The sequence below is a fragment of the Paenibacillus sp. G34 genome (assembly GCF_056856875.1).
In genome coordinates, this window is sequence record NZ_CM166469.1 from 520568 (window position 1) to 547248 (window position 26681).

The 26681-nt window shown below is 46.4% G+C and carries 21 protein-coding genes and 2 riboswitches; of the genes, 19 read left to right on the forward strand and 2 right to left on the reverse strand.

Annotated elements, in window-relative coordinates; all coding sequences use genetic code 11:
* Positions 1–176 precede the first annotated feature (176 nt).
* The 13 genes from AC1VYS_RS02490 to sdaAA all read left to right on the forward strand — a co-directional run bounded on the left by AC1VYS_RS02490 (position 177) and on the right by sdaAA (position 14976).
* Positions 177–2276 (forward strand): methyl-accepting chemotaxis protein, encoded by a 2100-nt coding sequence (locus AC1VYS_RS02490; RefSeq protein WP_482912858.1) that lies wholly within the window; start codon positions 177–179, stop codon positions 2274–2276.
* A gap of 168 nt (positions 2277–2444) precedes the next feature.
* Entirely contained in the window at positions 2445–3737 is a 1293-nt protein-coding gene (locus tag AC1VYS_RS02495) for an arsenic transporter (protein ID WP_482912859.1), read from the forward strand.
* A 638-nt stretch (positions 3738–4375) separates the two neighbouring features.
* Positions 4376–5308, forward strand: coding sequence for a phosphate ABC transporter substrate-binding protein (locus AC1VYS_RS02500; protein ID WP_482912860.1), 933 nt, complete (start codon positions 4376–4378; stop codon positions 5306–5308).
* Between the two features lie 146 nt (positions 5309–5454).
* The gene (pstC, locus tag AC1VYS_RS02505; RefSeq protein ID WP_482912861.1) at positions 5455–6363 is read left to right on the forward strand and encodes a phosphate ABC transporter permease subunit PstC; all 909 of its coding nucleotides are present in this window, start codon (positions 5455–5457) and stop codon (positions 6361–6363) included.
* A 2-nt stretch (positions 6364–6365) separates the two neighbouring features.
* The gene (pstA, locus tag AC1VYS_RS02510; RefSeq protein ID WP_482914888.1) at positions 6366–7253 is read left to right on the forward strand and encodes a phosphate ABC transporter permease PstA; all 888 of its coding nucleotides are present in this window, start codon (positions 6366–6368) and stop codon (positions 7251–7253) included.
* 13 nt (positions 7254–7266) lie between these two features.
* Positions 7267–8022 (forward strand): phosphate ABC transporter ATP-binding protein PstB, encoded by a 756-nt coding sequence (gene pstB, locus AC1VYS_RS02515; protein ID WP_482912862.1) that lies wholly within the window; start codon positions 7267–7269, stop codon positions 8020–8022.
* A gap of 336 nt (positions 8023–8358) precedes the next feature.
* Entirely contained in the window at positions 8359–8565 is a 207-nt protein-coding gene (locus tag AC1VYS_RS02520; RefSeq protein ID WP_482912863.1) for a helix-turn-helix transcriptional regulator, read from the forward strand.
* Positions 8562–8858 carry a hypothetical protein gene (locus tag AC1VYS_RS02525; RefSeq protein ID WP_482912864.1) on the forward strand — a complete coding sequence of 99 codons (297 nt, stop codon included), beginning with the start codon at positions 8562–8564 and terminating at the stop codon, positions 8856–8858. Before AC1VYS_RS02520 ends, AC1VYS_RS02525 begins: the two co-directional genes overlap by 4 nt.
* Positions 8859–9309: 451 nt before the next feature.
* Positions 9310–10020: a response regulator transcription factor gene (locus AC1VYS_RS02530; protein ID WP_482912865.1), complete on the forward strand. Its 711-nt coding sequence runs from the start codon at positions 9310–9312 to the stop codon at positions 10018–10020.
* Complete coding sequence (locus tag AC1VYS_RS02535; RefSeq protein ID WP_482912866.1) at positions 10017–11531, forward strand: sensor histidine kinase; 1515 nt, start codon at positions 10017–10019, stop codon at positions 11529–11531. The genes AC1VYS_RS02530 and AC1VYS_RS02535 overlap by 4 nt, the downstream gene beginning before the upstream one ends.
* The gene (locus AC1VYS_RS02540; protein ID WP_482912867.1) at positions 11528–12613 is read left to right on the forward strand and encodes a LolA family protein; all 1086 of its coding nucleotides are present in this window, start codon (positions 11528–11530) and stop codon (positions 12611–12613) included. Before AC1VYS_RS02535 ends, AC1VYS_RS02540 begins: the two co-directional genes overlap by 4 nt.
* Positions 12614–12903: 290 nt before the next feature.
* Positions 12904–13081: riboswitch (glycine riboswitch) on the forward strand.
* A gap of 4 nt (positions 13082–13085) precedes the next feature.
* Positions 13086–13224: riboswitch (glycine riboswitch) on the forward strand.
* Positions 13225–13340: 116 nt separating this feature from the next.
* Positions 13341–14030 (forward strand): L-serine ammonia-lyase, iron-sulfur-dependent subunit beta, encoded by a 690-nt coding sequence (gene sdaAB, locus AC1VYS_RS02545; protein ID WP_482912868.1) that lies wholly within the window; start codon positions 13341–13343, stop codon positions 14028–14030.
* Positions 14020–14976: an L-serine ammonia-lyase, iron-sulfur-dependent, subunit alpha gene (sdaAA, locus tag AC1VYS_RS02550; protein ID WP_482912869.1), complete on the forward strand. Its 957-nt coding sequence runs from the start codon at positions 14020–14022 to the stop codon at positions 14974–14976. The genes sdaAB and sdaAA overlap by 11 nt, the downstream gene beginning before the upstream one ends.
* A gap of 266 nt (positions 14977–15242) precedes the next feature.
* On the opposite strand, the gene AC1VYS_RS02555 is transcribed toward sdaAA, so the two are convergent.
* Positions 15243–16997, reverse strand: coding sequence for an alpha-glycosidase (locus AC1VYS_RS02555; RefSeq protein ID WP_482912870.1), 1755 nt, complete (start codon positions 16995–16997; stop codon positions 15243–15245).
* A 400-nt stretch (positions 16998–17397) separates the two neighbouring features.
* Here AC1VYS_RS02555 and AC1VYS_RS02560 point away from each other — a divergent pair, with 400 nt between their 5' ends.
* From AC1VYS_RS02560 to AC1VYS_RS02585, 6 genes are all read left to right on the forward strand, one after another.
* On the forward strand, positions 17398–18081 hold the full coding sequence (locus tag AC1VYS_RS02560; RefSeq protein WP_441926946.1) for a response regulator transcription factor: 684 nt from the start codon (positions 17398–17400) through the stop codon (positions 18079–18081).
* Positions 18082–18182: 101 nt separating this feature from the next.
* Complete coding sequence (locus AC1VYS_RS02565) at positions 18183–19664, forward strand: HAMP domain-containing sensor histidine kinase (RefSeq protein ID WP_482934463.1); 1482 nt, start codon at positions 18183–18185, stop codon at positions 19662–19664.
* A gap of 110 nt (positions 19665–19774) precedes the next feature.
* Positions 19775–20689, forward strand: coding sequence for an ABC transporter ATP-binding protein (locus AC1VYS_RS02570; RefSeq protein WP_482912872.1), 915 nt, complete (start codon positions 19775–19777; stop codon positions 20687–20689).
* Entirely contained in the window at positions 20686–21402 is a 717-nt protein-coding gene (locus tag AC1VYS_RS02575; protein ID WP_482912873.1) for an ABC transporter permease, read from the forward strand. Before AC1VYS_RS02570 ends, AC1VYS_RS02575 begins: the two co-directional genes overlap by 4 nt.
* A gap of 1 nt (position 21403) precedes the next feature.
* The gene (locus AC1VYS_RS02580; RefSeq protein WP_482912874.1) at positions 21404–22138 is read left to right on the forward strand and encodes an ABC transporter permease; all 735 of its coding nucleotides are present in this window, start codon (positions 21404–21406) and stop codon (positions 22136–22138) included.
* A 303-nt stretch (positions 22139–22441) separates the two neighbouring features.
* A complete protein-coding gene (locus AC1VYS_RS02585) occupies positions 22442–25150 on the forward strand; it encodes a PAS domain-containing hybrid sensor histidine kinase/response regulator (protein WP_482912875.1) in 2709 nt (902 codons plus the stop codon).
* A 169-nt stretch (positions 25151–25319) separates the two neighbouring features.
* Here AC1VYS_RS02585 and AC1VYS_RS02590 read toward each other — a convergent pair whose 3' ends face one another.
* Positions 25320–26273, reverse strand: coding sequence for an L-lactate dehydrogenase (locus tag AC1VYS_RS02590; protein ID WP_482912876.1), 954 nt, complete (start codon positions 26271–26273; stop codon positions 25320–25322).
* Positions 26274–26681: the final 408 nt, after the last annotated feature.

Below are 26681 nucleotides of genomic sequence, written 5' to 3' on the forward strand. Positions count from 1 at the left end.
TATTACTTTTACATGAACATTACAGCACAAGTCACTTTCCCCTTGAAGTGGCTTGTTTGTTTTGAACTGCGTATGTATTCAATAAAACCTCGTCATTAGCCGATATATAGTATAGACCTATAGAAGTTCATACATAGCTGGGAGAATGGCTTCATAAATACAAGGGGGAGAAGCGAATGAACGAGAATAAGGAGTACAAGCCTGAAAAAACGGAGAAGTCCGTCAAACCTGTCAAAACAAAAGAGAATAAAAATAAAAAGAAAAATAAAAAGAAAGCCTTTGTCTGGAACATCAGAAATAAATTGCTCGTTTCATTTCTGATCGTTCTCTTGGTACCGAGTTTGGCAATCGGCTTGGTGTCTTTGTATATCGCGGAAGATACGGTACAAGGGCAGTTGAATGACAGTGCCCTGCAGAGTGTAAGTACAGCCAATAAGATTGTGGAGAGTCAGGTCAACAACAAAATTTTTGACATCAATTTCTTCTCGGATTCACTCGACCCAGCCCTGATCAAAGGAGAAAATGATAGTACGGAGCTTCAGAATAAGCTTGCTCAGTATCTGGGACTACATCCGGATGCTTTGAATATTTTTGTAGGATCGACAGAAGGAGTCATCGTTCGCGGCAAGCCAACAGCGAGTAGCCAGCGAGGAGAAGCTTTTGATCCAAGAGAGCGCGAGTGGTATAAGCTGGCCATGGCTAACCCAGGTACGGTTGCTGTTTCACCTGTCACCAAAAATACAGAAGGCGTCGCGGTTGTTTTTATCTCCAAAACGCTTAAGGATCAATCCGCTGTAATTGGCTTGTCACTTGATTTGACCAATCTACGGGATCAGGCTGCGATTAAGGTTGGTAAAGAAGGATACGTTATTATTCTGGATAAAGATAAACATGTTGTTGTTTCTCCTGTGCAAGAAGTAGGTACACAAGAAAAAAGCGGTGTGTTAGATCAAATGTATAATGGCAAGGAAGGTCAATTTGACTATGATTACGAAGGCCGCTCCAAAACCATGATTTTCTCTACCAACGAAGCAACGGGTTGGAAAATTGCAGGTACGATGTTCAAGAGCGAAGTTACCGATGCAAGCAAGGAAATAAGGCTTGCTACACTCATCGTGCTTCTGGCTTCTGTGTTCCTGGCCGTTATCTTTATCATCTGGTTCACTCGTTCGTTAGTGAGTCCGATTAAACGGTTGCAAGAAAATGCAAGAGCTGTAAGTAAGGGCGACCTCACCGTGAAGATGGATAGTAAGCGTAAGGATGAGGTGGGTGAACTCGCGAAGTACTTTGAACGTATGGTCGATAACTTGCGGATGATGATTCTAGGTGTACAGGAAACGGCAGAACAAGTATCCGCTTCTTCACAAGAGTTGTCTGCGAGTGCAGACCAAACAACTAAAGCGATTGAACACTCGACTATGGCGATCCAAGAACTAGCCGAGGGTGCAGAGCAACAAGTGAATAGTGTGAAGGATGGTTCTGAACAGATGAGCCGTATGGCAGAAGATGTGCGTCAGATGTCAGAGCGTGTACAATCCATCACGACAACGATGAGAAGTACATCCGGGGCAGCATCTTTAGGGAATGAGGCAGCGGGAGAAGCTGTTGAACAGATGAATATCATCCAGGAAACGGTAGAACAGTTAGGAGAGGTTGTGCAGTCCCTTAACGCCCGTTCGGTAGAGATTGGTAGTATGGTTGATGTCATTGCTTCTATATCTAAACAGACCAACCTGCTGGCATTGAATGCTTCGATTGAAGCAGCAAGAGCAGGGGATGCAGGACGCGGATTTGCAGTCGTAGCTGGAGAGGTGCGTAAGCTGGCTGAAGAATCAGGTAGTTCCGCAGCTCAGATTGGTGAACTCGTGCATAATATTCGTCAGGACATGGACTCTGCCCTGACAGCGATGAACGCCGCCCAAAGCCGCGTTGGTGAGGGGATACACGCTGTAAACACGTCTGGACAATCCTTCGCTCAAATCCGTGAAGCGGTGGAGGATGCTGTTCATACGCTGGATGAGCTGTCCGAAACGACGAAACAGTTGGAGAATGGCGCCTCCCATGTGGCTCAAACGATGACAGATATTTCGAACGTCACTCAGGAATCTGCGGCGAGTACCGAATCTGTATCGGCTTCATCGCAAGAACAACTGGCTTCAGTTGAGGAAATTGCGTCGTCCTCCGCACATTTGAATAGTATGGCTGAACAGTTACAAGGGTTGCTGGGTATGTTCAAAATGATGGATGACCCTTCCAAAGACAGCAGCAAATCCTGATCATTTCAGGCGAAACTTTCTTTTTCATAATATAGAAGAAAATAAATATAGACATTCCTCCTGTAGCCCTGTATAAATATATCGTCTGGTTCTTACGAGCAAGTGTGCGATGTATTTTAATTAGGTAATGATCAATAAGCATATTGAGTCAGGACAGCAGGAGGAACTATGGTATATGTAGCAATATTAATATTTGTTTTGACGATCACGATGGTTATCTGGCAGCCTCGCGGTATCGGCATTGGCTGGAGTGCTTCAGGAGGGGCGATCCTTGCGTTAGCAGCAGGGGTAGTCAGCCTGAATGATGCTTCCGATGTAGCCGCTATTGTATGGAATGCTACGCTGGCCTTTGTCGGCATTATTATGATTTCATTGATTTTGGACGAGACCGGGTTCTTCGAGTGGGCTGCCCTTCATATGGCGCGTCTGGCTGGGGGTAACGGACGAAGACTATTTCTTTATTCAATTTTGCTAGGGGCGGCAGTGTCTGCCTTGTTTGCAAATGATGGTGCGGCACTTATTTTAACACCCATTGTTCTGGCAATGGTGCGTGCTTTAAAGTTTGATGAACGCATGGTGCTGGCTTTTGTCATGGCGAGTGGATTCGTTGCGGATACAACCTCGTTGCCACTCGTGGTCAGCAATCTGGTGAACATTGTGTCTGCTGATTTCTTCGGTATTACATTTGTAGAATATGCGGTGCGTATGATCGTACCGAATCTGTTCTCCATTGCAGCGAGTACGGCGATGCTGTTTTTGTTTTATCGCAAAAGCATTCCGCAGACGTATGATGTCTCCGCTGCTCGTGACCCGAAGGAAGCAATCCGTGATCCACGGGTGTTCAAGATTGCCTGGTTTATGTTGGGACTGCTGCTGGTAGCGTACGCTTCCAGTGAATTTCTTCCGATTCCTGTCTCCGTGATTGTAGGTGCAGTGGCACTGCTTTTCGGTATACTAGCACGCAAGAGCGAAGCGGTGGATTTGAAACGGGTGGTCAAAGAGGCACCTTGGTCTATCGTTGTTTTTTCGGTAGGGATGTACATTGTTGTTTATGGTTTACGTAATGCTGGATTAACGGATCATCTGAGCAGCTGGCTTGATGCTATAGCGAATTATGGTCTGTTCGCAGCATCGCTGGGTATGGGGCTGATCGCTGCGGTATTATCATCCGTGATGAACAATCTGCCAACCGTATTAATTAATTTGCTAGCCATTAAGGGAGCACACACCGATGGGATTGTACGAGAGGCAATGATCTATGCCAATGTCATTGGCTCTGATTTAGGTCCGAAGATGACGCCAATCGGATCACTGGCAACCTTGTTATGGCTGCATGTACTGTCCCGTAAGGGTGTTAAGATTACATGGGGATATTATTTCAAAGCAGGCATTATTCTAACCCTTCCAACGTTGTTGATTACATTGGCCGGTTTAGCATTATGGCTGTGGATTTTAGGATAATTATAAGCATCGAGCTTAACATTTTTATAATAGTTATGAGTTAAAAAGGCTGTTCTCATCAGATGTGTTAAACACATCCGTTGAGACGGCCTTTTTTGTTTTTGTCTACGAAGTGATCAAGTGAAGGGAACGGAATCAATTCAGAAGAAGCGAAGCGCTCGCCTTTGTCTCGGAATGTTTACATATGAAAAATAAAATCCATAACGATTTGGAGACAACAGCGATCGGAAGAATGATCCGTAACCGGAACGACCAGCACGGAGTACTCCTTCCCCTGCCCCTCCCTTTTGGATGGGGAATCAAATGTTTTAGAAACAGATGAGCGCTGATTCAGCGGAGGGAACGGAACGATTGTGGAAAAGCGGAGCGTTCACCTTTATCCCCGGATATATTCCTCTTACAAATACAATCAAATATATCCGGGGGTAACAGCGATTGAAACAACGTCCGTTCCCGAAGCGGCTACCAGCGCACCTAAGTACGTTCCAACTATTTAATCCCTAGCCTATATTTTTAACATTGCGTTTACAAAACATTGATTTTCAGATGACATACCGAAACTACAATGATTAAAGAGTTGATGGTGATCAAACAAATTTACAAAACGCCATCACTACATTGGGGGAGGAAAACAAAAAATGTTTAAAAAGTTGCCGTTTATTTTGATGACCTTAACGTTCGTACTGGTGCTTGCAGCATGCGGATCGAAAAATGACGCAGGTACTACAAATGGTGCCGCAAGTAATGGATCAGGAGAAAATACTGCTGCTGAACTCAGCGGTAACATTCTGGCTGTTGGATCAACAGCACTGCAGCCTCTGGTAGAGCAAGCTGGACAAAAATTTATGGCAGTTGATGAATATAAGAACGTAATGGTACAAGTGCAAGGTGGCGGTAGTGGTACGGGCCTGACACAAGTTTCCGAAGGACAAGCAACCATCGGTAACTCTGACGTATTTGCTGAAGAGAAGTTGAAAGACGAAGCAAAAGCAAAAGAACTGGTTGACCACCAAGTAGCAGTCGTAGCGATTGCTCCAGTAAGTAACAAAGATGCAGGTGTAACGGATTTGACGAAGGAACAACTGGTTGATATTTTCTCCGGTAAAATCACGAACTGGAAAGATGTTGGCGGTAAAGATCAAGCCATCGTTATCGTTAACCGTCCAAGTAGCTCCGGTACGCGTGCAACTTTCGAGAACTTTGCTCTGGGAACAAAAGTAGAAGATATTCAAGGTTCCATCCAAGAAGATTCCTCAGGTACAGTTAAGAAACTGGTATCTGAAACTCCAGGCGCAATTGGTTACCTGGCGCTGTCTTACCTGGATGACAAATTGCAAGTTCTGAAATATGGCGGTGTTGAAGCTACGGTTGAGAACGTGGAAGCAGGAACATATCCAGTATGGGCTTACCAACACATGTATACAAAAGGTGAGCCGGATGCAGCAACTAAAGCATTCCTCGACTACATGCTGAGCGAGGAAGTTCAACAAAATGACGTTAAGGAACTGGGCTACATTCCGGTATCCGGCATGAAAGTAAAACGCGATGCAGCAGGTAATGTGACTCAGTAACATTCTTTGAAACTTGCGCATACAGCGAAAGAGGCGGACCCAGGTCCTGCCTCTTTGCGCGGTTTGCTCAGGAATTATCCCATATTTTGCACTAATTCTACTATAGAAGGATGGTTGTTATGGAACAGACCGAAGGGGGAACGGTAATGAACAATAAACTGAAACCACGCCGGCCCTTGAGAGAGAAACATTACTGGGAAGAGTGGACGGGACGGATTTACACGTCGATATGTGTCGTTTTCCTGATCGTTGTCATGTTTTCCATCGTATATTTTGTCGCATCCAAAGGATTGTCAACCTTTTTCCAGGATGGTGTCAGCCTGCGAGAGTTCATTTTCGGGAAAACGTGGAATCCTACAGGTGAGCCTGGCGTTTATGGTGCATTACCGTTTATTACGGGTTCCTTTACAACCACCTTGCTTGCAGCATTGATTGCGAGTCCGCTTAGTCTGTGTGCAGCGCTCTTTATGACCGAGATTGTACCGGGTAAAGGTAAAAAGATTTTACAGCCTGCGATTGAATTGCTCTCCGGTATTCCATCTGTTGTTTATGGATTTATCGGCCTAAGCGTAATTGTTCCCATGTTGCGCAGTATCTTCGGAGGGGCTGGTATCGGGATTGCAGCCGGATGTCTCGTCTTGTCCGTCATGATATTGCCTACTGTAACGAGTATTATGGCAGATGCACTATCTGCTTTGCCTAAAGGCTTGCGTGAATCATCTTATGCGCTTGGTGCGACACGTTGGCAGACGATCTATCGGGTAATCATTCCGACTGTTCTGCCTGCATTGCTTACAGGTATTGTTCTCGGTATGGCTCGCGCATTTGGTGAAGCACTCGCTGTGCAGATGGTTATCGGTAATGCACCGCATGTACCGACATCCCTGCTCGAATCAGCTTCAACATTAACAAGTGTAATCACCCTGAGTATGGGTAATACCACGATGGGTTCTGTTCATAATAATGCATTGTGGAGCATGGCGCTTGTCCTGCTGGTAATGACCTTTGTCTTCGTCATTCTGGTTCGCCTGCTTGAAAGGAGGAACCGGGTATGAGAATGAAGCCAAAAACAGCAGATAAAATTGCAACAGTAGTCATTGTAATTCTGGCTTTATTCATTGTTGTGCTTTTGCTCGGTCTACTCGGATTTATTCTGTTCCGGGGGATCGGTCAGATTAACTGGAACTTCCTGACAAGTGCACCGCAATTGCTCAAAGGCGGCGGCGGTATAGGGCCGCAGCTCTTTAACTCTATCTTTTTGCTTGTACTAACGTTGATCATTACGATCCCGCTCGGTTGGGGCGGAGGTATCTATATGGCGGAATACGCCAAGCCAGGTCGAATTACAAGTTTTATCCGTCTGGTTGTCGAAGTGTTGTCATCATTCCCTTCCATCGTTATCGGTTTGTTCGGACTATTGCTGATCGTCAATACGTTCGGCCTTGGATTCTCTCTCTTATCGGGTGCGATGGCACTGGCAATATTCAACCTGCCGCTGATGGTTCGGACGACGGAGCAAGCTTTCCGGGCTGTTCCCAAAGAGCAGAAGGAAGCTGGACTCGCTCTTGGTTTGTCCAAATGGAAGATCATCACGTCGATTTTGCTGCCTGTGGCACTGCCAAGCTTGATCACAGGTACGATTCTGGCCTCCGGCCGGATTTTCGGTGAAGCTGCGGCCCTGATGTTCACTGCGGGTATGAGTAGTCCACCGCTGGACTTTACGGACTGGAATCCGACAAGTCCAAGATCACCGATTAATCCGCTTCGTCCTGCGGAAACACTGGCCGTGCACATCTGGAAAGTCAACAGTGAAGGCATCGGACCAGATTCCAAAGAAATTGCAGCAGGTGCTTCTGCCGTGCTAGTTATTCTGGTACTGGCATTCAATCTGAGCGCACGCTGGATCGGCCGGGTTGTGTACCGACGTATGACAGCTTCGAAATAAGGAGGAAATCCACATGGCCATACCTTTTGGTACGGAACAGTTAAGCATATATTATGGACATTTTCAGGCTGTGAAACAGATCAGTCTGACTTTCCCCGAAGCCAGTGTAACGGCCCTGATTGGGCCGTCCGGTTGCGGTAAATCCACGTTTCTCCGTTCGTTGAACCGGATGAATGATGAGATTGCGGGCTCACGTACACAGGGACACATCTGGATGGATGGCAATGACCTCAACGAACCGGGTACGGATGTAATTAAACTTCGTCAGAAAATCGGCATGGTGTGGCAGAAGCCAAACCCTTTTCATAAGTCCATCTACAACAATATCGCATTTGGCCCCCGCTACCGCGGTACGAAGAGTAAGAAAGCACTGGATGAGATTGTGGAAAAAAGCTTACGCCGCGCAGCACTTTGGGATGAAGTAAAGGACAGACTGCATGAATCGGCCCTGGCACTATCAGGTGGTCAGCAGCAGCGTCTTTGTATCGCGCGAGCATTGTCCGTTGACCCGCAGATTCTATTGCTCGATGAGCCGGCATCTGCCCTTGATCCGGTATCTACGGGTAAGGTCGAGGAATTGATTTCGGAGTTGAAGCAGGAGCTACGCATCGTTATTGTTACCCATAACATGCAGCAGGCAGCGCGCATCTCGGATTATACGGCTTATTTTTATCTCGGTAGTCTGATTGAACACGGTGAGACGGAACACATTTTTACCAACCCGGACAATCGTCTGACGCAGGAATATATTATGGGTCGTTTCGGTTAAAGTGGAACAACTACAGCGATATATTCAATTAGAGCATGATTTTGGGCACGAAAGTGTTCAGGGATCATGCTTTTTTTCGTTGTACGAATTTCACCAGTTCGGTGAGGAGTTCCCACTCCAGCATCTATGATTTTGACTCTTTTCGTGGATTTTTATTAGAACGCCTACGGATATTTATTACCGTCAACTATTCACTATTTTTCGTGTGTTTACAGCTTAGCTTTTGAGGTAAAAACCATATACGATAAAAAAAAGTATATAAAACTTTACATTTTGGATGATGTAGATTAATGTTAATGTATACAAAACTTTACTTTATAAGGATGATTGTTACCGGTGATTTTGAACAATGTACAAAAATTAAGAAAAGAAAGCGGCCTTACTCAAGAAGAATTAGCCAAAATCCTTCATGTAACTAGGCAGACCATCATCGCAATTGAAAACAACAAATTCAATCCAAGTTTAGAATTATCATTCAGAATTGCTGATTATTTTGAGAAGTCGATTGAGGAAATATTTTTTAGAGGGGATGATGAGTTATGAAAATGGAGTACGTCTTAATGGTAATTGCTTTTGTCATTGCAGCAGCTATGCCTTATATTATCAAGCGTAGGAAGCAAGTAAAGACGGGAATACCTTATGCGGATGAACGAGTTAAGCTAAGATTTTTTAAAACTTCTTTAAGTATTTCGAGTGTCTTTGGCTCTCTGGGTGTAATTGCTCTGGCCGTTCTCACACTTTTAGGGAAAGAGGTACTGGAAATCAGACATGTCTGGTTGTACCTACTTTTGTTTGTGTTCTCACTAAGCATGGCAGCCGTGATTTCAAAAAAATAAAAAGAGAGGAGTATCAATGCTTGGTTGTATCGACACTCTGGAGCATTGGCTTTAAACGTTAACCTGAGACGTAACGGAGTGTTAATTAACCAATTGGTGCTTTATCGATTGGGGACCACGTATAAGGAAGGGGGGATTTTCCAGATAGTAAGGGGCATGTTTGATAATGAAAACTCATCGATTAATAAAGAAGTATATCTCAAGGTGGGTAAATCAAATCAGTGATATGGTGCTGACTTACCAATGTCGCTGGTCTGGAGGCGGAGTAGGACTTGTTCATGAATTAAACATAGACTGCCGGGCGTCCTGAGGTTCAGGAAGCTCTTTTTGTTCTTAGTAAGAACTTGGGAACGCGTGCACATAGTGTATCCATAATTATAAAGAAAGTATAAACTTTGCAGAATCATATGTATTTTTCGCTACACTTTAGTCATGGGAGGATGAAAGCGCAATGACAGATACGGATAACATACTGCTCGTGGAGGATGATCCGGAAATTGCCCGTATACTATTAGACCATCTGCGTCGTGAAGGGTATGCAGTGACTTGGGCATCAAGCGGACTGGAGAGCTGGGAAGATTTTAGAAATGGAGAATATCAGCTTGTCCTGCTCGATCTGATGCTGCCGGAGATGGATGGATTTACGGTCTGTAAACATGTCAGGTTAATCAGTGATGTTCCGGTGTTAATCATGAGCGCACGTACACAGGAGGAAAGCAAACTCAAAGGACTTGGTTTGGGTGCGGATGATTATATCACGAAACCCTTCAGTCTGGCAGAACTCACAGCGCGAGTTGAAGCTCATCTGAGCAGATACCGCAGGTATCTAGGCAGCCCATTGCCTTCGGTTCTTCAGCTGTACAATGACGGGTTGTCCATACATCCAGTGAATCAGCAGGTGAGGTTGAATGATACCGATCTGCAATTAACAGGAAAAGAAAGGGCGCTGCTCATGCTGCTGGCTTCAAATCAAGGCAGGGTGTTCACCAAAACTGAGATTTATGAACATGTCTGGGGTCAGCCAGCAGAGGAGAATTCTGGCACAGTTACCGTGCATATAAAAAGCTTACGAGCCAAGTTGAGTGACGAGCCGCATCAGCCGCGCTGGATAGAAACTGTGTGGGGGAGCGGTTATCGCTTTATCGGAGAACAGGTCAAATGAAGCTGAAATACTGGCTGATGCTTGCGTTTTTGATTGTCATGTTGTTGCCCATTGCAGCAGGCTGGGCATTATTTTCCCTATATAACTATTACGAGAACCAGCGATCTGTAAAGGAATATGTAGAATTATCCGAACGTCTCTCCCCCATCGAGCAGGTGTTGAATGATCCAACCCTTTACGAATTACAGGATCCCGAGCGTCATCATAACCTCCCTAAGCTTGCGAATAAACAAATAAGTTTTAATCTTTATTTGCCTTCAGGTATTCGTGTGTTTACTTCTGGAGGGGATGCGTGGACAACGAGCGGATACACTGTGAGAACTTCCGAACTATACCGAAACCTGTACAATCTGCAGATTCGTCACCGCACGTTTTCGCTGAAAAAGCCGGTATGGCATCAAGGTGAACTGGTTGGTATTTATGAAATAACGATGCTGCGGCAAGATTGGCTGGATGGTATCTCGATTCGAACAACATGGGTCGTTAGCGGAGCAGTATTATTCTTTGTTTTGTTGTACGGCACGGTGCTGTGGTTATTATCACGCAAGCTTTTCTATCCCATGAAGATGTTGATGAATCGAATGCATACCTTTGCCCGTGGAGAGGAACCAGAAGGTACAAGTGGTCACACACGTCATGATGAGATGGGGATGTTGTTAAAGCAGTTTGATGCAATGCAACAAACCATAAGACAAACGCAAATGGAAGTGGAGAAGCAACAAAAGGAAAAAGAGATGATTGTGGCATCTCTGTCTCACGACTTAAAGACACCGCTGATGTCCATCAGTGCCTATGCAGAAGCGCTTAGTATGGATGTACGTTCTGAACAATTGGAAAGACAGGAGTACAAAGAGGTGATTGCCAGGAATGTTGGCCGTATGAAACAGATGATTGGAGAGCTCGAGATGTACACAGCGTTAGGCTCCGATGATTCGGAGCTGGCTATGGTGGAGGTAGAAGGGGAAGAGTTTTTCGAAATGCTGCTTGGCAGTTATGGTGAACTTGCGGAACGTAAAAACCACACCATACAGATGTCTGTACGTACCAATCGCTTCTACCGAATTCACCCTGAATCATTGATGCGTCTGACCGATAATCTAGTGCATAACGCACTTCGTTATACTCCACCGAGCGGCAGAATTGGGCTTGCAATCATTGATTCATCAAAGGAGTTACCTGAGTGGATCAATCTGTCACAAAGAACGGAGCTTAATACGTATAGAATCGGGGCAACTATAATTTTGGTGCAAAATGAAGGTCCGGCAATTCCGCCAGAACAGCTGGAACGGATTTTTGAGCCTTACGTTCAATATCACAATCAGGAGAGACAAGGCTATGCAGGGGGCTCTGGATTAGGACTGAGCATAGCGAGAAGGATTGCTTTGAAGCATGGGGGAGATATGCGAATGTGGTCCTCGGAACATTATGGAACTGTAGCAGTATGCCGATTGCCGGAACTAGGAAACGATGATTTTTCAGAGATATTAACGAAGGAGGATGAAGGATTGTGATTAAAAGTGGATGGAAAGTACTAGGAGTAGCCTTGATCGCAGGTTCACTGTTTGCGGGTTGTTCCGAAAAGGAACTGCTTGGCATGTCAGGAGACGACATGATTGATAAAATTATTACTGCCGAGTCGGAGCAAGCATCCTACTACGCAGAAGGTGTATTGAAGATGTGGACAGATGAGCAGATTACAAACACGATACAAGTGAAAGAATGGGTGGACGGAAAAACAGGACAAAAGCGGATTGAAACAGAGGACGGTGGGAATGTAAGCTATGCGGTTCACAGCGGGCCTGAGATTCTGCTCTATGAAAAAGAGGCAAAAACTGCATTTTCGATGGACTCATCAGCGCTCCAGCAAGAACCTAACCCAACGCAGAAGCAAATGCTGCTAGATCAACTGGAACGAATGCGTGATACTCACAACGTGAAGATGCTGGGGCAAGAAAAACTTCAAAATCGTGAAGTAATGCATATCGAATTGACTCCTAAGGAGGGAAATTCATTGTTGATGTCATCCCAGTATTGGATAGATCCCAAGAAATGGACGGTCGTTAAAGCGACCAGTACGTATGGCGATACCAAATCCGAGATTCTGTATGACGTAATTGATTATAATCCTGAGTTCACGGATCAGACATTTACATTGGACATTCCCGCAGACGTTGAAGTGAAAAAAATGAATGATGTAATGAATAACAAAGTGATTACAATGGAAGAAGCCGAGAAGGCCCTAGGAAAGCCATTCTTACAATACGCGGAGGAAGATCTGCAATTATCGAGAATCGAGATGACTTCTTCCATGGGTGAACATAGCCGGGATGAGGTAACGTTATACTATGTGAAGGATAACAAACCAGAACTCAGCATGACCATATTTAAAGCACCAGAGGAAAACGTAGATGAAAAGCTGCTTCCAGAGGAAAAGAAAGTTAACATTCGTGATACAGAAGGTTCATACATGTCTATAATTCGGAACTTGTCGTGGAGTGAGGATGGTCTTCGTTATTCGGTCATGGGAGAGAATGAAACATGGACAGAAGAAAAACTACAGTCGTGGGCTGAATCTCTACAGTTTTCGAAGTAAGGTGACTAATATGCGAGTGCGGGAACGCTGAACATTACGATCAGAGGATGCATATAAATATAGAAATTATAGAGATAGATGTAGAAAATATAAATCTTTATTTCCCAGGTATAACCTGCCTTGGCAATCCTGTTGAATCGTTATTTTCCGCTATCCAGAGATCTTACAATACAGGTCCGTATGATTACGTCACTTTTGTTGACATATACAGTGCGGCATATTACGCTGTATATGATTGAATACATGCCAGAATGATTAACTTTTATAATGAATGAACAGAATACAGCGAATGATAACGAGCGGGAGAGACCTAAGTGGGCTGAATAAGTACGGTACAGATCAGTATGTTGCATTGTAGAGATGCTGCGAAAACGTACTTTAGTAGGTCCGCTTAAGGCACCGAAGGAGCAAGTGGTTATGCACCCGGCATAACTGTTAATCTCTCAGGTAAACGTACCGTCGTTGGACGCAACTCTGGAGAGTGCGCGAAAGAAGCGCCACCCAAGGGGAATATGATGGGTTAGCACGCTGAACAGACTCGTATGTGAATGTACTTGATCTTGTTCTGCCCGGTGCTGCGATCATGAAACTCTCAGGTATCAAGGACAGAGAGAGGGCGAGTGGCCTTCTTCTGTCCTTTTTTCATGTCATCATTCAGTAAATCAGGAACATAATGGTGGTCTTCTTGTCTGGAGAACGATGACGAAACCAATTGGAGGGTTATAAGGTGCGATTTAAAGATGTTTTTTCAATTATTGGTCCTTCTATGACGGGGCCATCCAGTTCACATACAGCAGGGGCTGCAAGACTGGGCCGAATTGCGCGGCAGTGGCTGGGATGCACTCCGGAACGAGCTCGGCTTACATTATACGGCTCATTTGCAGATACCTATCAGGGACACGGCACCGATCTGGCTCTAATCGGAGGTTTGCTGGGCTACGTTACGGATGATCCGCGTATACCAGATGCAGAACAGTTTGCAGTTGAAGCAGGTATGGAAGTTGAATTTTACACCAGTGGTCTGCCAGCTCCTCACCCAAACACAGTTAAGATTGAATTGTGGCACGGCGAACGGGAATGCTCATTAATAGGCGCGTCTATCGGTGGCGGTAGCGTGTCTGTCCATGCACTGAATGATTTTCGTGTACAGATCAGCGGGGAGTTTCCAACACTTGTTTTGCGTCATGCGGATAAAGCAGGTGTTCTGGCATCCGTAACCTCGGCAATCAGCTCCTCTGGAGTGAACATCGGGTATATGCAAGTAGATAGGAAAGCTCGTGACGGTGAAGCTCTTACTGCAATGGAGATGGATGCTCCTCCAAGTGAAGAGATTTTGAATAAATTGCGTTCACTGGATCATGTGCTGAACATTCGTGTGATTGATCTAAAGCGAGGGGGGGATCCGAATGCGATTTAAACATTTGCATGAATTGAATACCATCTGTACTGCGGAGTCCAAAACAATTGCACAGCTGATGATTGAAGAGCAGGTACAGGAGACGAATACACCGGAAGCTGACGTGGTGAAGCAGATGTCGGAGTACTATCAGGTGATGAAGGAAGCCGTTCATAAAGGACTTACAGAAGATACAACCTCACGTAGCGGACTGACAGGCGGAGACGGGAAAAAGATGGCCGAATACATTCGCCAAGGCGAGACATGCTCTGGTGATGCTTCTGCCCTTGCTATGGCCTATGCACTGTGTGTATCGGAAGTGAATGCCTCCATGGGACGTATTGTGGCTACGCCGACGGCAGGATCTTGTGGCATCATTCCGGGGGTGTTTATTAGCTCACAGGAACGCTTCGGTTGGACGGATGAACATTTGGTGAATGGATTGTTCTGCGCCGGAGCCATCGGATACGTGATTGCCAACAATTCGTTTATCTCTGGTGCCGAGGGTGGTTGCCAGGCAGAAGTCGGGTCTGCGATTGGCATGGCTGCCGGTGCGATGGTCGAACTTCGTGGAGGAACACCGGAGCAGGTCGTGCATGCAGTGGGATTGGCTTTGAAAAATACATTAGGCCTTATCTGCGATCCAGTTGCCGGCCTTGTAGAGATTCCTTGTATCGTGCGCAACGGACTCGGAGCCGTTACTGCACTGGCTGCGGCTGATATGGCGCTCGCTGGGGTGCGCAGTGCCATTCCGTCGGACGAAGTTATCGACGTTATGCTAGAGGTGGGCAGTGCCATGCCAAGCCGCCACCGCGAGACAGCGCAAGGAGGGCTGGCCCAGACACCTACAGGCCGCAAGATGATGGAGAAGCTGGCCAAACCTAAGGCGAAGCGGGCGGAGCCGGAAGAGACATCAGAAACACATTCAGCAGCATCAGGAGTACAACCAGAAATGGATGAGAAGTAATAAGAGCTTGCCGGATCATGGGATCAGGCATTGATTCGGGGTGTTTATCGACTAGTGAAAGTAGATAATGGGGTCGTTACACCATATAACACGAATAAATTACAATATACAAGCGTCCTTCAACCTGAATAGCTCAGGTTCGCAGAACGCTTGTTTTAATTTAGTTTGGTTTGGGATCAAAGATGAGCCAAGCTATTTATCTTCTATCAACAGTCCAAAAGGCGAGGTAGACGTTTTTATTTCAGACCTTTGCAATGCACCTTGCTCTACTCTACTTCGGTGCACATAACTGCATAGCCGTAGGCAGGCAGTTCGATTGCAAGCACGCCATTGTCTAGAGCTGTGCGATGATTACCTTCAAACAGCTCAGTCCAAGGCTGGCTTCCTGCATCCAGTTCAACGATGGCGGTTTCCTCCGAACGGTTGAACAGAACCAGAACGCGCTCATCTGCACTTTGGCGTTCCATCACAATCTGACTGCCACCTGCCTGAGCTTGCAGGAAACGAACCGTGCCTTCTGCACGCAGTGCAGGATGGGCATGACGTAGAGCAATCAACTTCTGATAAAAGCCGAGTAACTCCCGATCTTGCTTCGTTTCATCCCATTCCATGCATTTACGGCATCCCGGATCATGTTCACCGTCGAGGCCAATCTCGTCACCATAATAGATGCAGGGTGTCCCCATGTAAGTGAATTGGAACAAGGCAGCAAGTCTCATCTTGCGTTGATCCCCTTCGCATAGCGTAAGCAGGCGAGGTGTATCGTGACTATCCAGTAGGTTAAACGCCACCTCGCTTGCCTGGAGCGGATAGCGGGATAACTGGCGACCAATGGCATGGGCAAATTGTTCGGCGTGCATCTTGTCTTCCACAAAGAAAGAATTTACGGCTGCGGTAAAGGGGTAGTTCATCGCGGCATCGAACTGATCACCCTGCAACCAGGCAGAAGATTCGTTCCATATCTCGCCCAGAATGTAGGCGTCCGGGTTGGCTGCCTTGACGACACGTCTGAAATCCCGCCAGAAGGCATCATCCACTTCATCGGCTACATCGAGGCGCCAGCCGTCGGTGCCTACTTCTTTAATCCAATATTCGGCTACCTCCAGCAAGTATGCCTTCACATCGGGATTCTCCGTATTCAGCTTAGGCATATGGGCTTCAAAGCCGAATGTCTCATAGGTCGGAATGCCATCCTTCACGTCCAGCGGGAATTCATGCACATGGAACCAGTCTTTGTATTTGGAATCGGAACCATATTTTTGCACGTCGAGGAATGGGGCGAACGTTTTGCCTGAATGATTGAACACCGCATCGAGCAGTACACGAATGCCACGCTCATGACAAAGCTTCACCAAACGTTTCACTGTATCTGCATCACCGAAATGACGGTCTACACGAAGATAGTCTTCGGTATCATATTTATGATTGGTTGTAGCCTCGAAGATCGGAGTAAAGTAGATTGCGTTGATACCTAGTTCACTGAGGTAATCGAGATGATTGATCACACCTTGTAGATCACCGCCAAAGAAGTTGAAAGGCGTAGGTTCGCCGCCCCAAGGTTCGATTTCCTTGGGATTAATTGAAGCGTCGCCATTTGCGAATCGCTCGGGAAAAATCTGATAAAACACGGCATCTTTTACCCACGCTGGGGGTGTAAAAACAGCTCCGGCATGAATATAAGGGAACTGGAACATGCGGCCCGGATCACCCGGCTCTTCTTCCTGGAAGTCCGTCTCGGTCATCCAGATCTGTTCATTGCCACTTTTGAGCAAAAAGGCATACTTCAATCGATGATACGGCGGTTTCACTTCCCCTTCGTAGTAGTCAAACATAGAGTCTGACGTGAGTTTGGACAAAGGAACCATATCTCGGGTTTCTTCCCATGCATATTTGTCTCCTGTCAGAGCATACACCTCGGTGAGATCATTCTTTTTGGCACGCAGACGCAGGCGGATGGTATCCTGATCATAGGCGTAAGCCCAGTTCCGTTTGGGTTGATGAAATATAGCTTCGAGCAGCATGTGAAATTCCTCCCATCAGATGTAAGTGAAGTATGAAAAGTTAAAAATATCAGACATTCAGGAAGTGCGTAGAATATGTAGATCGTAACTATTGAAACATGTGGCCTCATACTACGTGACTGCAGATTGCGTTATAATGAAGGTATAAAAATTGCGTTATAATAATGGTATAAAAAGAGAGGGCTGGCTCCAAACGAGTCAATTTGAGATGTCTATCGAGCCAAGTTAACGGACATTCAGACATTGTAGCTTGTGCAGCTGGGCTTACATTTAATCTGGCGAGGAAGCGTCTCTACTTCGAAATTAAAGTCACAATATCAAAATTAAAATCAATACAGATAAGCAACTTTGCCCAGATATATCATTAACCCAAGAGGATGGAAAGGAAACGAGTACATAGATGAAAACTAAACTGTTATACATTGAGGATGATACGGAAATTGCAACATGGGTGAGGGAGGATCTGGAGGAGCGTGGCTATGAGGTCGTCTGGCTTGGGAGTGGTGAAGGCGCCGCTGAGGCTGCGTTAGACTGTTCTCTGGTCATATTAGATGTTATGTTGCCGGGACTTGACGGTTTTACGGTAGGGCAACGTTTGAAAAAAGAACATCCTGCTGTGCCCATCGTCATGCTCTCGGCCAGAACATCCATTGATGACAAGTTGCATGGGCTTGATTTTGCCGATGATTATGTGACCAAACCGTTCCATCCGGACGAGCTTGCTGCGCGGATCGAGGTTCAGCTGCGGAAGGCAGGCACGGTGGTATCCAGTGAAGCTGTTCTTACACTTGATCATCTGTCGATCTATGAGCAAGATAACCGGATCGTTAATGAGCAGACGGGAGAAGAGATTATACTATCAGGCAAACAGTTCCACATCTTCGCTTATTTGCTCCGGCATATGGGCATGATCCGTACCAAAGAACAGATTTATGAAGCGGTCTGGAACGAGCCATATCTGGACGGAGACAAAACGTTAATGGTGCATATCCGGCATTTGCGCGAGAAGCTTGAGCTTGATCCAGCGAATCCGGTTATTATTCAGACCGTGCGCGGTGTGGGTTATCGCGTGAAGAAGCCATGATCAAGTGGGTGAAAGAACGGAAGGCCAGAAAGTCTGAACAAAACAGAGAAAGCAACAAGGGGCGGCCTATGCGGCCCAAAATAAAGTTTGGACGATCTCTGATGTCCAGATATATGCTTCTGATATTGGCTGCTGTACTGTTTGTACCTGTTGTGGTTCCTGTGGTAGCTACGGTTTTCGTTGTAATTATCAATCATGTAAATCCTGTTGAAGATGCGCCGTATGGTAACTCTGATCAAATCACCAGCCTGTGGGCCATTGAGTCTAAAAAGCTGGATGGAGCATCTGATTCAATGATTAAAGCCCGAATGAAAGAGCTACAGAAGAAGTACCCCAAATCTGCCATGTATCGTGTAGATGCAACAGGCCGAACGACAATGGTGCTTGGTGGAGAAGAGACGGAAATGTCGAAGTCGAGGTCATCCAAACCTCTGGACACCACATCGGGGGAGCCGGAGGCTCCAAGTACAGATGTTTTGTTGAAATGGCTTTTGCCAACCGGCAAGACGGAAGAGACCCGGATTCCTGCAATATGGACCGCCAATCACACGGTGGAGTTCATGAAAAAAGCAAATTTTCGCGATCCTCTAACCGTTGTTGCTTTTATTGGTGGAGGGAATGTAAATAAGGGGCAAGGGTTTATGGTCATTGAAATCCCTCGTAACATGCTCCAGAATTCCTCCAGTAACGGGCTACTCGAGTTCGTCTATTTTGGGGCGGTTATGCTGATTGTATTTATGATCTTTATCATTATGTCCGTTCTATTCTTCGCTAAAATCCGCAAAAGGCTGATTCATTTGCAGTCAGCAATGGTCACTCCGAGTAAGGAGGGTATACCGCTTCCTGTAGATGTTCGGAGGTCGGATGAGATTGGACATTTGGAGGAATCTTTTAACCAGATGGTTCAGCAGTTAACGGGCAGCCGCCGGCGTGAGCGGGAAGAAGAGCAGCTACGTAAACGGTTGGTTGCCGGATTGTCTCATGACCTGAGAACACCACTCACAGTAATTCGAGGACATATGCATGCACTGAACAAAGAAATCCTCAGCGAACAAGGTGTTCATGCGCTGAGCCGTATGGAAGGCAAAATGCAAGATCTCGGGGAATTGATTGATAACATGCTCTCTTTTAATCTGCTGGCTAGTGGAAGGTATACATTAAAGCTGGAGCGGAGAGATGTGCTGCGGATGATTAGAGAAGCTGCAGCCTCCTGGTACCCGGTGTGGGAGAAAGAGGAGTTCGATATCGATATCGATCTGCCGGAAACCCCGTTAATTTGGGATGTAGATGAGCAAGGCTTAAGACGTGTGCTGGATAATCTGTTCCAAAATGTAGTTCGTCATGCGGCGAGCGGCAAGTTTATTCGCATATCCACCGAGCAGATACAAGGCCAAACTGCCATAGTGATCGAGGATCACGGGCCAGGGATTCAGCCGGATTCAGGTACCAAAGGCACAGGACTTGGCTTGTCTATTGTAGATCTGTTGATTCGGGAGATGGGGCTACGGAAGCGAGTGGATAGCTCGGATAGCGGTGTCCGAACCTATCTGTACAGCGGAAAAGATGACGAACTGGAGCTTTAAGGAACTTTAAGCCGCAGGCAGCAGAGATTTCTCTTTTTAAACTAAACTTAAACTTGGACGTACGCTTGCTTTAACCTTGGAGGGTTACGATAGTTCCGAGGTGATTAATGGTGAGTGAAAATATTATTCAAACAGCGAATTTATGGAAAACATACAAGGACCGTGCTGCGGTTCGTGAACTTGACCTTCATATTAAAAAGGGAGATATCTACGGCTTCCTTGGTCCCAACGGGGCCGGCAAAACAACAACGATCCGTATGCTTCTTGGATTGATCAAACCGACCAAAGGTGTCATCCGGGTTTTCGACAAAGATATTCGGAAGGAACGCATGGATATTTTACGTCGCGTAGGTTCTCTAGTGGAGTACCCTTCCTATTATGGACATCTGAATGCGGTAGAGAATCTTGAAGTGTTGCGTCGTATTATCAATGTGCCGAAATCAAGAATTGCCGAAGTGCTATCCATTGTTGATCTGACGAAAGATGCTAAACGCGCCGTAAAAGGATACTCTCTCGGGATGAAACAGCGTCTGGGTATTGCCAGTGCACTATTAGGCGACCCGGAGCTACTTATTCTGGATGAGCCAACAAACGGACTCGACCCGGCAGGTATTCAGGAGATTCGAGAGCTCATCAAACGCATGCCGCTGGAGCATGGCATTACCGTTCTTGTATCCAGTCACTTGCTGAGTGAAGTGGAGCAGATGGCGAGCCGTGTCGGCATCATACGAGATGGCAAAATGGTGATGCAGGATACGATGGCGAGTCTGCACAGTCAGACAGGCAGCTCGATCAGGCTCACGGTATCGGAACCGGAGGCAGCCATGAAGCTTGCTCGTGAGCAGGGACAATTTGGTCAGAGACAGGGTGCGGAGCTTACCTTTCCCTATATGGATAACAGCGCAGTGGCGCTACTGGTACGCCGTTTGATTGAACAGGATCATGATGTATACCGGGTTGAAGAACAGAGACAGTCTTTGGAGGATCTCTTCATGCGTGTCATTGGCGAGGGGGCTTCCCTATGACAGGACGTGCATTATCGGCCGACTGGCTTAAAATTCGTGGCAAAGGCATCTGGTTTCTGGTGTTTTTGGCCCCGATTGGATTAACAGCAATGCAGGCACTAAATTTCGGATTGCGACTGGATTATCTGAAAGAGCAGTATGCGGACAATTTGTGGGGAGGTCTGCTGGGTAACGTGGTTGTTTTTGTGCCGCTCGCTTTAATGCTGGGCGCAACCATTTTAAGTTCGATGATCGCCGGAATAGAGCATGAACAGGGGTCGTGGAAGCAACTTCTGGCCATGCCGATTCAAAGACCAGCTGTCTATCTTGCAAAGTTTCTGCTGGCTTGTGTGCTGCTAATGATCTCATGTTTATTGTTAACCGTGGGTGTTGTTGGACTTGGGCTTGTGCTTGGTTTCGATGCCAAAGAAATTCCTTGGACACAGGCACTGAAGCTGGGGCTTATGCCGCTTGCTGGTGCACTGCCGGTGTTATCTATTGAGTTATGGTTTACGCTGGTATCCAAAAATCAGGCGCTACCGGTTACATTTGGTATTATTCTTGCCATCACCGGTATGTTCTCTCTCAGCATCTCTCCCCAATTCCCACTGGCTTGGGCACAGATGGCGTGGAGTGCCCCTAACGCGTATCTGTACGCAGGAATGGGTGCAGGTTTAGGCATCATCATTCTGCTGACAGGCATGATGCACTTCAGCCGGAAGGATGTGGCCTGATATGAATTTTGCGACAACCTATCTTCGTATCTTATCAGCGGAACGTTTGAAAATGGCCAAATCGCCAATCTCGCTTTTGGTCCTGATCAGTCCTTTAATCGCACTGCTCATCGGTCTGCTCTCTTCCCCATCGGGTGATTGGATTGCATTGATGTCAGCGATGGTGATGATTCACGGTATGCTTTTGTTGCCAATGCTGACAGGTGTGTTCACCTCATTTGTATGTCGCTTTGAACATGCGGGAGGTGGATGGAAACAGCTCTTGGTTCTGCCACTTACACGTACAGGTGTGTATTTAGGTAAATTCACAATTGTGTTACTGCTCTTGGCATTTACACAGTTGCTTTTATTGGGAAGCATCGTATTGACAGGGTTGATTCATGGGATGGCATCACCGGTGCCTTGGGAATTCCTTGTGAGCAAAATGCTGCTTGGACTTCTGGCATGTATCCCGCTGGCGGCATTACAGATGTTTGTGTCCCTGGTCTGGAGCAGCTTCGCCGCGCCGCTTGCCTTGAACTTCGCGCTCACGATACCTAACATTCTGGTTGCAAACTCCGCAACATACGGCCCATATTATCCATGGGCACAGCCGATGATTCTTATGCTTCCCATTGAGGGAACAGGGTTCGGTGCGTTCAATGTTCCCCTGGGTACACTTTTAACCGTAGTTGGTGGCAGTGCCGTGCTGTTTATTGCGATCGGTCTGATCTATTTTTCCAAGAAGGAAGTATAAAGTAGTTGTGCAATGAGAATAATCAATAAATCTCCCCTGAGGCTGGGCATCCAATGAACTGGCGTGCCCGCAGCCTCAGTTTTTTTGTGTTTACGCTTAGAATGAATATCCCAATTTTTTCATCCAGATTTAAGTGAATTTTATCCTCTAATATAAGCAAAATTAGACGAGAATCTGGTAAAATAAAAAAAGCTGTTTCTAGTTAGGCGAACATGGTTATTCGAGGGTAAGCCTGTTTACAGCCAAAAGTGGCGCAAACTCATTGTGAAAAGAAGATTTGGCTGAGAAAAGAGGGGTAGGCCTTTGGATCGTAATAAAACGGAAACCCTGAAACGAATTATTTCTGAGGGTAGCTCTTACCGATCATTGTTTTTTAATCACCCGGATGCCATCTATGTCATGGACATTGAAGGGAATCATATCGATGCGAACCCTTCCTTTGAACGGTTATCCGGCTACAAGATTGAAGAGCTTGCAGGGGTGAGTCGGGATCGCATCAGCCCGCCTGAAAGCGAGAAGAGACGAATACAATTCATCGAAGATGTCGTGGCTGGACATTCAGTCAGTGAATCGATGGCTTTCTATCATAAAGATGGTTCTGTGAAGCATGCACAGGTGACCTATATACCGATTACAGAAGGTGACGAAGTCGTTGGCATCTACGGCATTGCCAAGGATGTGACAGACAAGGTGATCATCGAACAAGAACTACAGGAGACACAGGAGAAGTATCAGGTGCTTGCAGAACATGCACAAGATCTGATTACAACCTGTACCATGGATGGCGAGCTTTTATATGTTTCACCATCTGTCCGTACACTTTTGGGTTATGAGCCGGAGGAAGTCACGGGAAAATCGTTTAAATCTTACTGTTATCCAGGGGATTATCCGGAGCCTTTGCTCATTTCGCATATTGGTAATGGATGTAAGATGAGAGTGTTACACAAGGATGGACATTATATCTGGATGGAGACATTGGCGAAGCCCGTAGCTGGCGAACATGGTAAGATAGTGCAAATTGTCAGTATAAGCAGGGATATTACTCAGCAAATGGATGCGGACAGACGTCTTCGGGAAAGTCGTGAGCGTTACAAATCCTTGTTTGAATATAATCCGGCGGCGGCCTATTCCCTGGATCTGGAAGGCAAGTATAGCGCGGTGAACAGCAATATGGTGCAGATGCTCGATATCCCGCGTAGCAAGCTGATTGGACAGTCCTTCTTGTCTAATCTTGACAAGAGAGAAGTGCATAAAGGCGAAGTTTCCTTCGAGCTTGTGAAGCAGGGACAGCCTCAGTACTACGAGACACGTGTTGTGAGTTCTAGCGGCCGAAAGATCGAAGTTTCAGTAACCAATGTGCCCATTATTGTAGATAACGAAATGGTGGGTGCCTACGGCATTGTATCCGATATAACGGAGCGTAAGGAGTACACGGAGCGTATTCAGGAGTTAAGCAAGCAGCATGAGTTGATTCTCAATACCGTTACCGAAGGAATCTACGGTCTCGATGCGGATGGCATTACGATGTTCATGAATCCGGCTGCGGCATCCATGTTTGGTTATGACGCTCATGAATTCATTGGTAAAAGTTCACACCCAATTATCCATCACACCCGTGCAGACGGAAGTTATTTTCCAAAAGAAGAATGTCCGATTCATATGACGGTGCTCGATGGACATGCGCGTTCAGTGACGGAGGATGTGTTCTGGCGAAAAGACGGCAGTAGCTTCCTCGTACAGTATCAAGTAACTCCGATTATTGATGAGGGTCAGATTCGTGGTGCGGTAGTTGTCTTTAATGACGTTACCGGTGAACGTGAAATTGTTCGCGCCAAAGAGACAGCCGAGCTGGCTGCACAAGCCAAGTCCGAGTTCCTGTCCCTCGTCAGTCACGAAATCCGGACACCGATGAACGGCATTGTAGGAATGACCGAGCTATTGGTGGGTACAGACTTGTCAGAGGAGCAGCGAGAGTATGCTCAGATCATTCAAGAAAGCGGCGATGCACTGCTGAACATCTTGAATGATATTCTGGACTTCAGCAAGCTGGAGTCTGGTAAAATGGCCCTGGCCTACGAGCCTTTCTCGCTCCGCAAAATGCTGGAGCAGGTCGCGGAGTTGTTCAAGCCGCGAGCGGACGAGAAACATCTGGATATTCGTTTCCGTCTGAATCCAAGTATCCCTGACTATATGGCAGGGGATTCGATGCGAATCCGTCAGATTCTGGTCAACCTTGTTGGCAATGCGCTGAAGTTCACAGATCAGGGAAGCATTGATGTTACCGTCGATATTATCAAGGGAAGCAGACCTGAGGACAGTGTGCTGGATTTTGCCGTGGAGGATACAGGGATAGGGATTCCTGCCGACAAGCTGGATCAACTGTTCCAGTCGTTTTCCCAGCTGCACCCGGTAATCAACCGCAAATATGGCGGAACAGGACTTGGGCTTGTGATCTCCAAGAGACTTGTTGAGATTATGGGCGGCAGTATCAGTGTGGAAAGTACTGAAGGGAAAGGTTCCATTTTCCGGTTTGCGATTCCGACGACCCGTGTTGAAGCATCAGGGGAAAAGTCGGCAAGTGAGTTCCAGCACGACCGTACACGTCAAAGTGACAAGGTGGCCATGCGGATTCTTGTGGCGGAAGATCATCCGGTTAACCGGAAGATTTTGCAGGAATATTTGGAGAAACTGGGTTATCAGGCAGATGTGTGTACCAACGGTGTCGAGGCAATTGACGCCATCTCGCAGAATGCCTATGATATTGTGCTTATGGATATTCACATGCCTGTGATGGACGGGCTCAAAGCCACAAATCTGTTACACCGGCTGATTCCTGAGGATCGGATTCCTCCGATTATTGCCGTAACAGGCAATTCTAAGCGGGAAGACAAAGAGGCTTGTCTGGAGATCGGCATGAGGGATTTCATCAGCAAACCCGTTATGCTAAGCGAGCTGAAGCGTGTCCTCCAGCAATGGGGGCCTGCTGATGAGCCACGAATTGGATCTAACTAATACCAGATGCTTGTATAAATAATTGGATTGAGTCCAACGGATTAAAAAAGATAGGTGTAGCAGAACAACCTTCATTTCCACGATACGGTGAGATGAAGGTTGTTTTTTGTATTCTATTTTGCAAGAAGCTCGGAGTGTAGACCTATTGCTACTCAGAATTTACAGAGGCTTAGGCGATGGTCAGGCGGTTAATATTACCGGACAAAATTTCACAGGAACGCTCGAATTTCTCAACCTCCGCTTGATCGAGATTTAATTCGATAATCTCTTGAATACCGCCCTCCCCAATGATTGCAGGGACTCCTACACAAACATTTTGCTGTCCATATTCGCCATCAAGAATCGCGGATACGGCAATGATTTTATGCTCGTCATTCAGGATGGAGCGAGTAATATGGGCAAGTGCATTCCCGATGCCAAACTGGGTCGACCCCTTGCGAGTGAAAATTTCCCAGCCCGCATCCTTCGTTTTTTTGGCGATATCGTCCAGATCCAGATGTTTGAACCGTTCCTTGTGTTGATCCAAAATGTGCAGAATAGGCTTGCCGCCAATGGTAACATGGGACCAAGCCACAAATTGGGACTCGCCGTGCTCACCGAGTGCATAGCCGTGTACGCTGCGCGGGTCGATGGAGAATACCTCGGAGAGCAGTGTTTTGAGCCGTGAAGAGTCGATCGAAGTTCCCGTCCCGATGACACGCTCACGCGGCAAACCGGACAATTTCCATATCATATACGTAACAATGTCCACGGGGTTGGCAGCGACAACAAAGATGCCGTTAAAACCACTGTTCATGATCGGAACCACGATATCTTTGGCAATGGATTCTGCTTCTTCCAGAACATCCAGTCTGGTCTGCCCAGGCTTCGGATTGGCTCCTGCGGTCAAAATGATGACATCCATACTGCCGCAATCGGCATACGTTCCTGCGTATACTTTCGTTCGGTTGTGTGTAAAATCCATGCAATGGGAAAAATCGAGTGCCTGTGCTACCGCACGGTCATACGTCCGATCGACCATCATAATCTCCCTGCATATCGATTGATTGATCATCGAATATGCACAACTTGAACCTACAAGACCCGCCCCGATGACCGCCACTTTCCCTGATTTGCCTAACACTGCCTTCAGCCTCCGTTTACATTGGATTTATCCGTTACTTGATTATTGTTATGTTAAGTATAGTGCTTTATTTTATGCTGGCATTCAATTCTACGTTACATAAGATAACACATGGAAAAGCTATACAGCAATGATTCTCTCTGTCGCGGGAGCGTATTGGAGTAATGGAGTTAACAAAATTGACATCAATTCGTTTCACCACGAAATTTAGACGGCATTTGCATAACCGGTTTTCGACACGACAGCATTCCTGTAACTTGTCGGATGACGAGGATTTTATACGAAATATGTACCTGACAAAACTTCTTATGAATCCTCAGAAACAGAACTAAACCGTCAAAGGGTTCTGCGAGTAAACTGACGAATACTTACCGACATGCAAGAGAAACTGGATGGGTTACCTTGAGG

What these genes read in the sequence shown, in the direction of transcription:
- AC1VYS_RS02490 (WP_482912858.1), top strand. Translation starts at nt 177, where the DNA reads ATGAACGAGAATAAGGAGTACAAGCCTGAAAAAACGGAGAAGTCCGTC.
- AC1VYS_RS02495 (WP_482912859.1), top strand. Translation starts at nt 2,445, where the DNA reads ATGGTATATGTAGCAATATTAATATTTGTTTTGACGATCACGATGGTT.
- AC1VYS_RS02500 (WP_482912860.1), top strand. Translation starts at nt 4,376, where the DNA reads ATGTTTAAAAAGTTGCCGTTTATTTTGATGACCTTAACGTTCGTACTG.
- pstC (WP_482912861.1), top strand. Translation starts at nt 5,455, where the DNA reads ATGAACAATAAACTGAAACCACGCCGGCCCTTGAGAGAGAAACATTAC.
- pstA (WP_482914888.1), top strand. Translation starts at nt 6,366, where the DNA reads ATGAAGCCAAAAACAGCAGATAAAATTGCAACAGTAGTCATTGTAATT.
- pstB (WP_482912862.1), top strand. Translation starts at nt 7,267, where the DNA reads ATGGCCATACCTTTTGGTACGGAACAGTTAAGCATATATTATGGACAT.
- AC1VYS_RS02525 (WP_482912864.1), top strand. Translation starts at nt 8,562, where the DNA reads ATGAAAATGGAGTACGTCTTAATGGTAATTGCTTTTGTCATTGCAGCA.
- AC1VYS_RS02530 (WP_482912865.1), top strand. Translation starts at nt 9,310, where the DNA reads ATGACAGATACGGATAACATACTGCTCGTGGAGGATGATCCGGAAATT.
- AC1VYS_RS02535 (WP_482912866.1), top strand. Translation starts at nt 10,017, where the DNA reads ATGAAGCTGAAATACTGGCTGATGCTTGCGTTTTTGATTGTCATGTTG.
- sdaAA (WP_482912869.1), top strand. Translation starts at nt 14,020, where the DNA reads ATGCGATTTAAACATTTGCATGAATTGAATACCATCTGTACTGCGGAG.
- AC1VYS_RS02555 (WP_482912870.1), bottom strand. Translation starts at nt 16,997, where the DNA reads ATGCTGCTCGAAGCTATATTTCATCAACCCAAACGGAACTGGGCTTAC.
- AC1VYS_RS02560 (WP_441926946.1), top strand. Translation starts at nt 17,398, where the DNA reads ATGAAAACTAAACTGTTATACATTGAGGATGATACGGAAATTGCAACA.
- AC1VYS_RS02565 (WP_482934463.1), top strand. Translation starts at nt 18,183, where the DNA reads ATGTCCAGATATATGCTTCTGATATTGGCTGCTGTACTGTTTGTACCT.
- AC1VYS_RS02575 (WP_482912873.1), top strand. Translation starts at nt 20,686, where the DNA reads ATGACAGGACGTGCATTATCGGCCGACTGGCTTAAAATTCGTGGCAAA.
- AC1VYS_RS02580 (WP_482912874.1), top strand. Translation starts at nt 21,404, where the DNA reads ATGAATTTTGCGACAACCTATCTTCGTATCTTATCAGCGGAACGTTTG.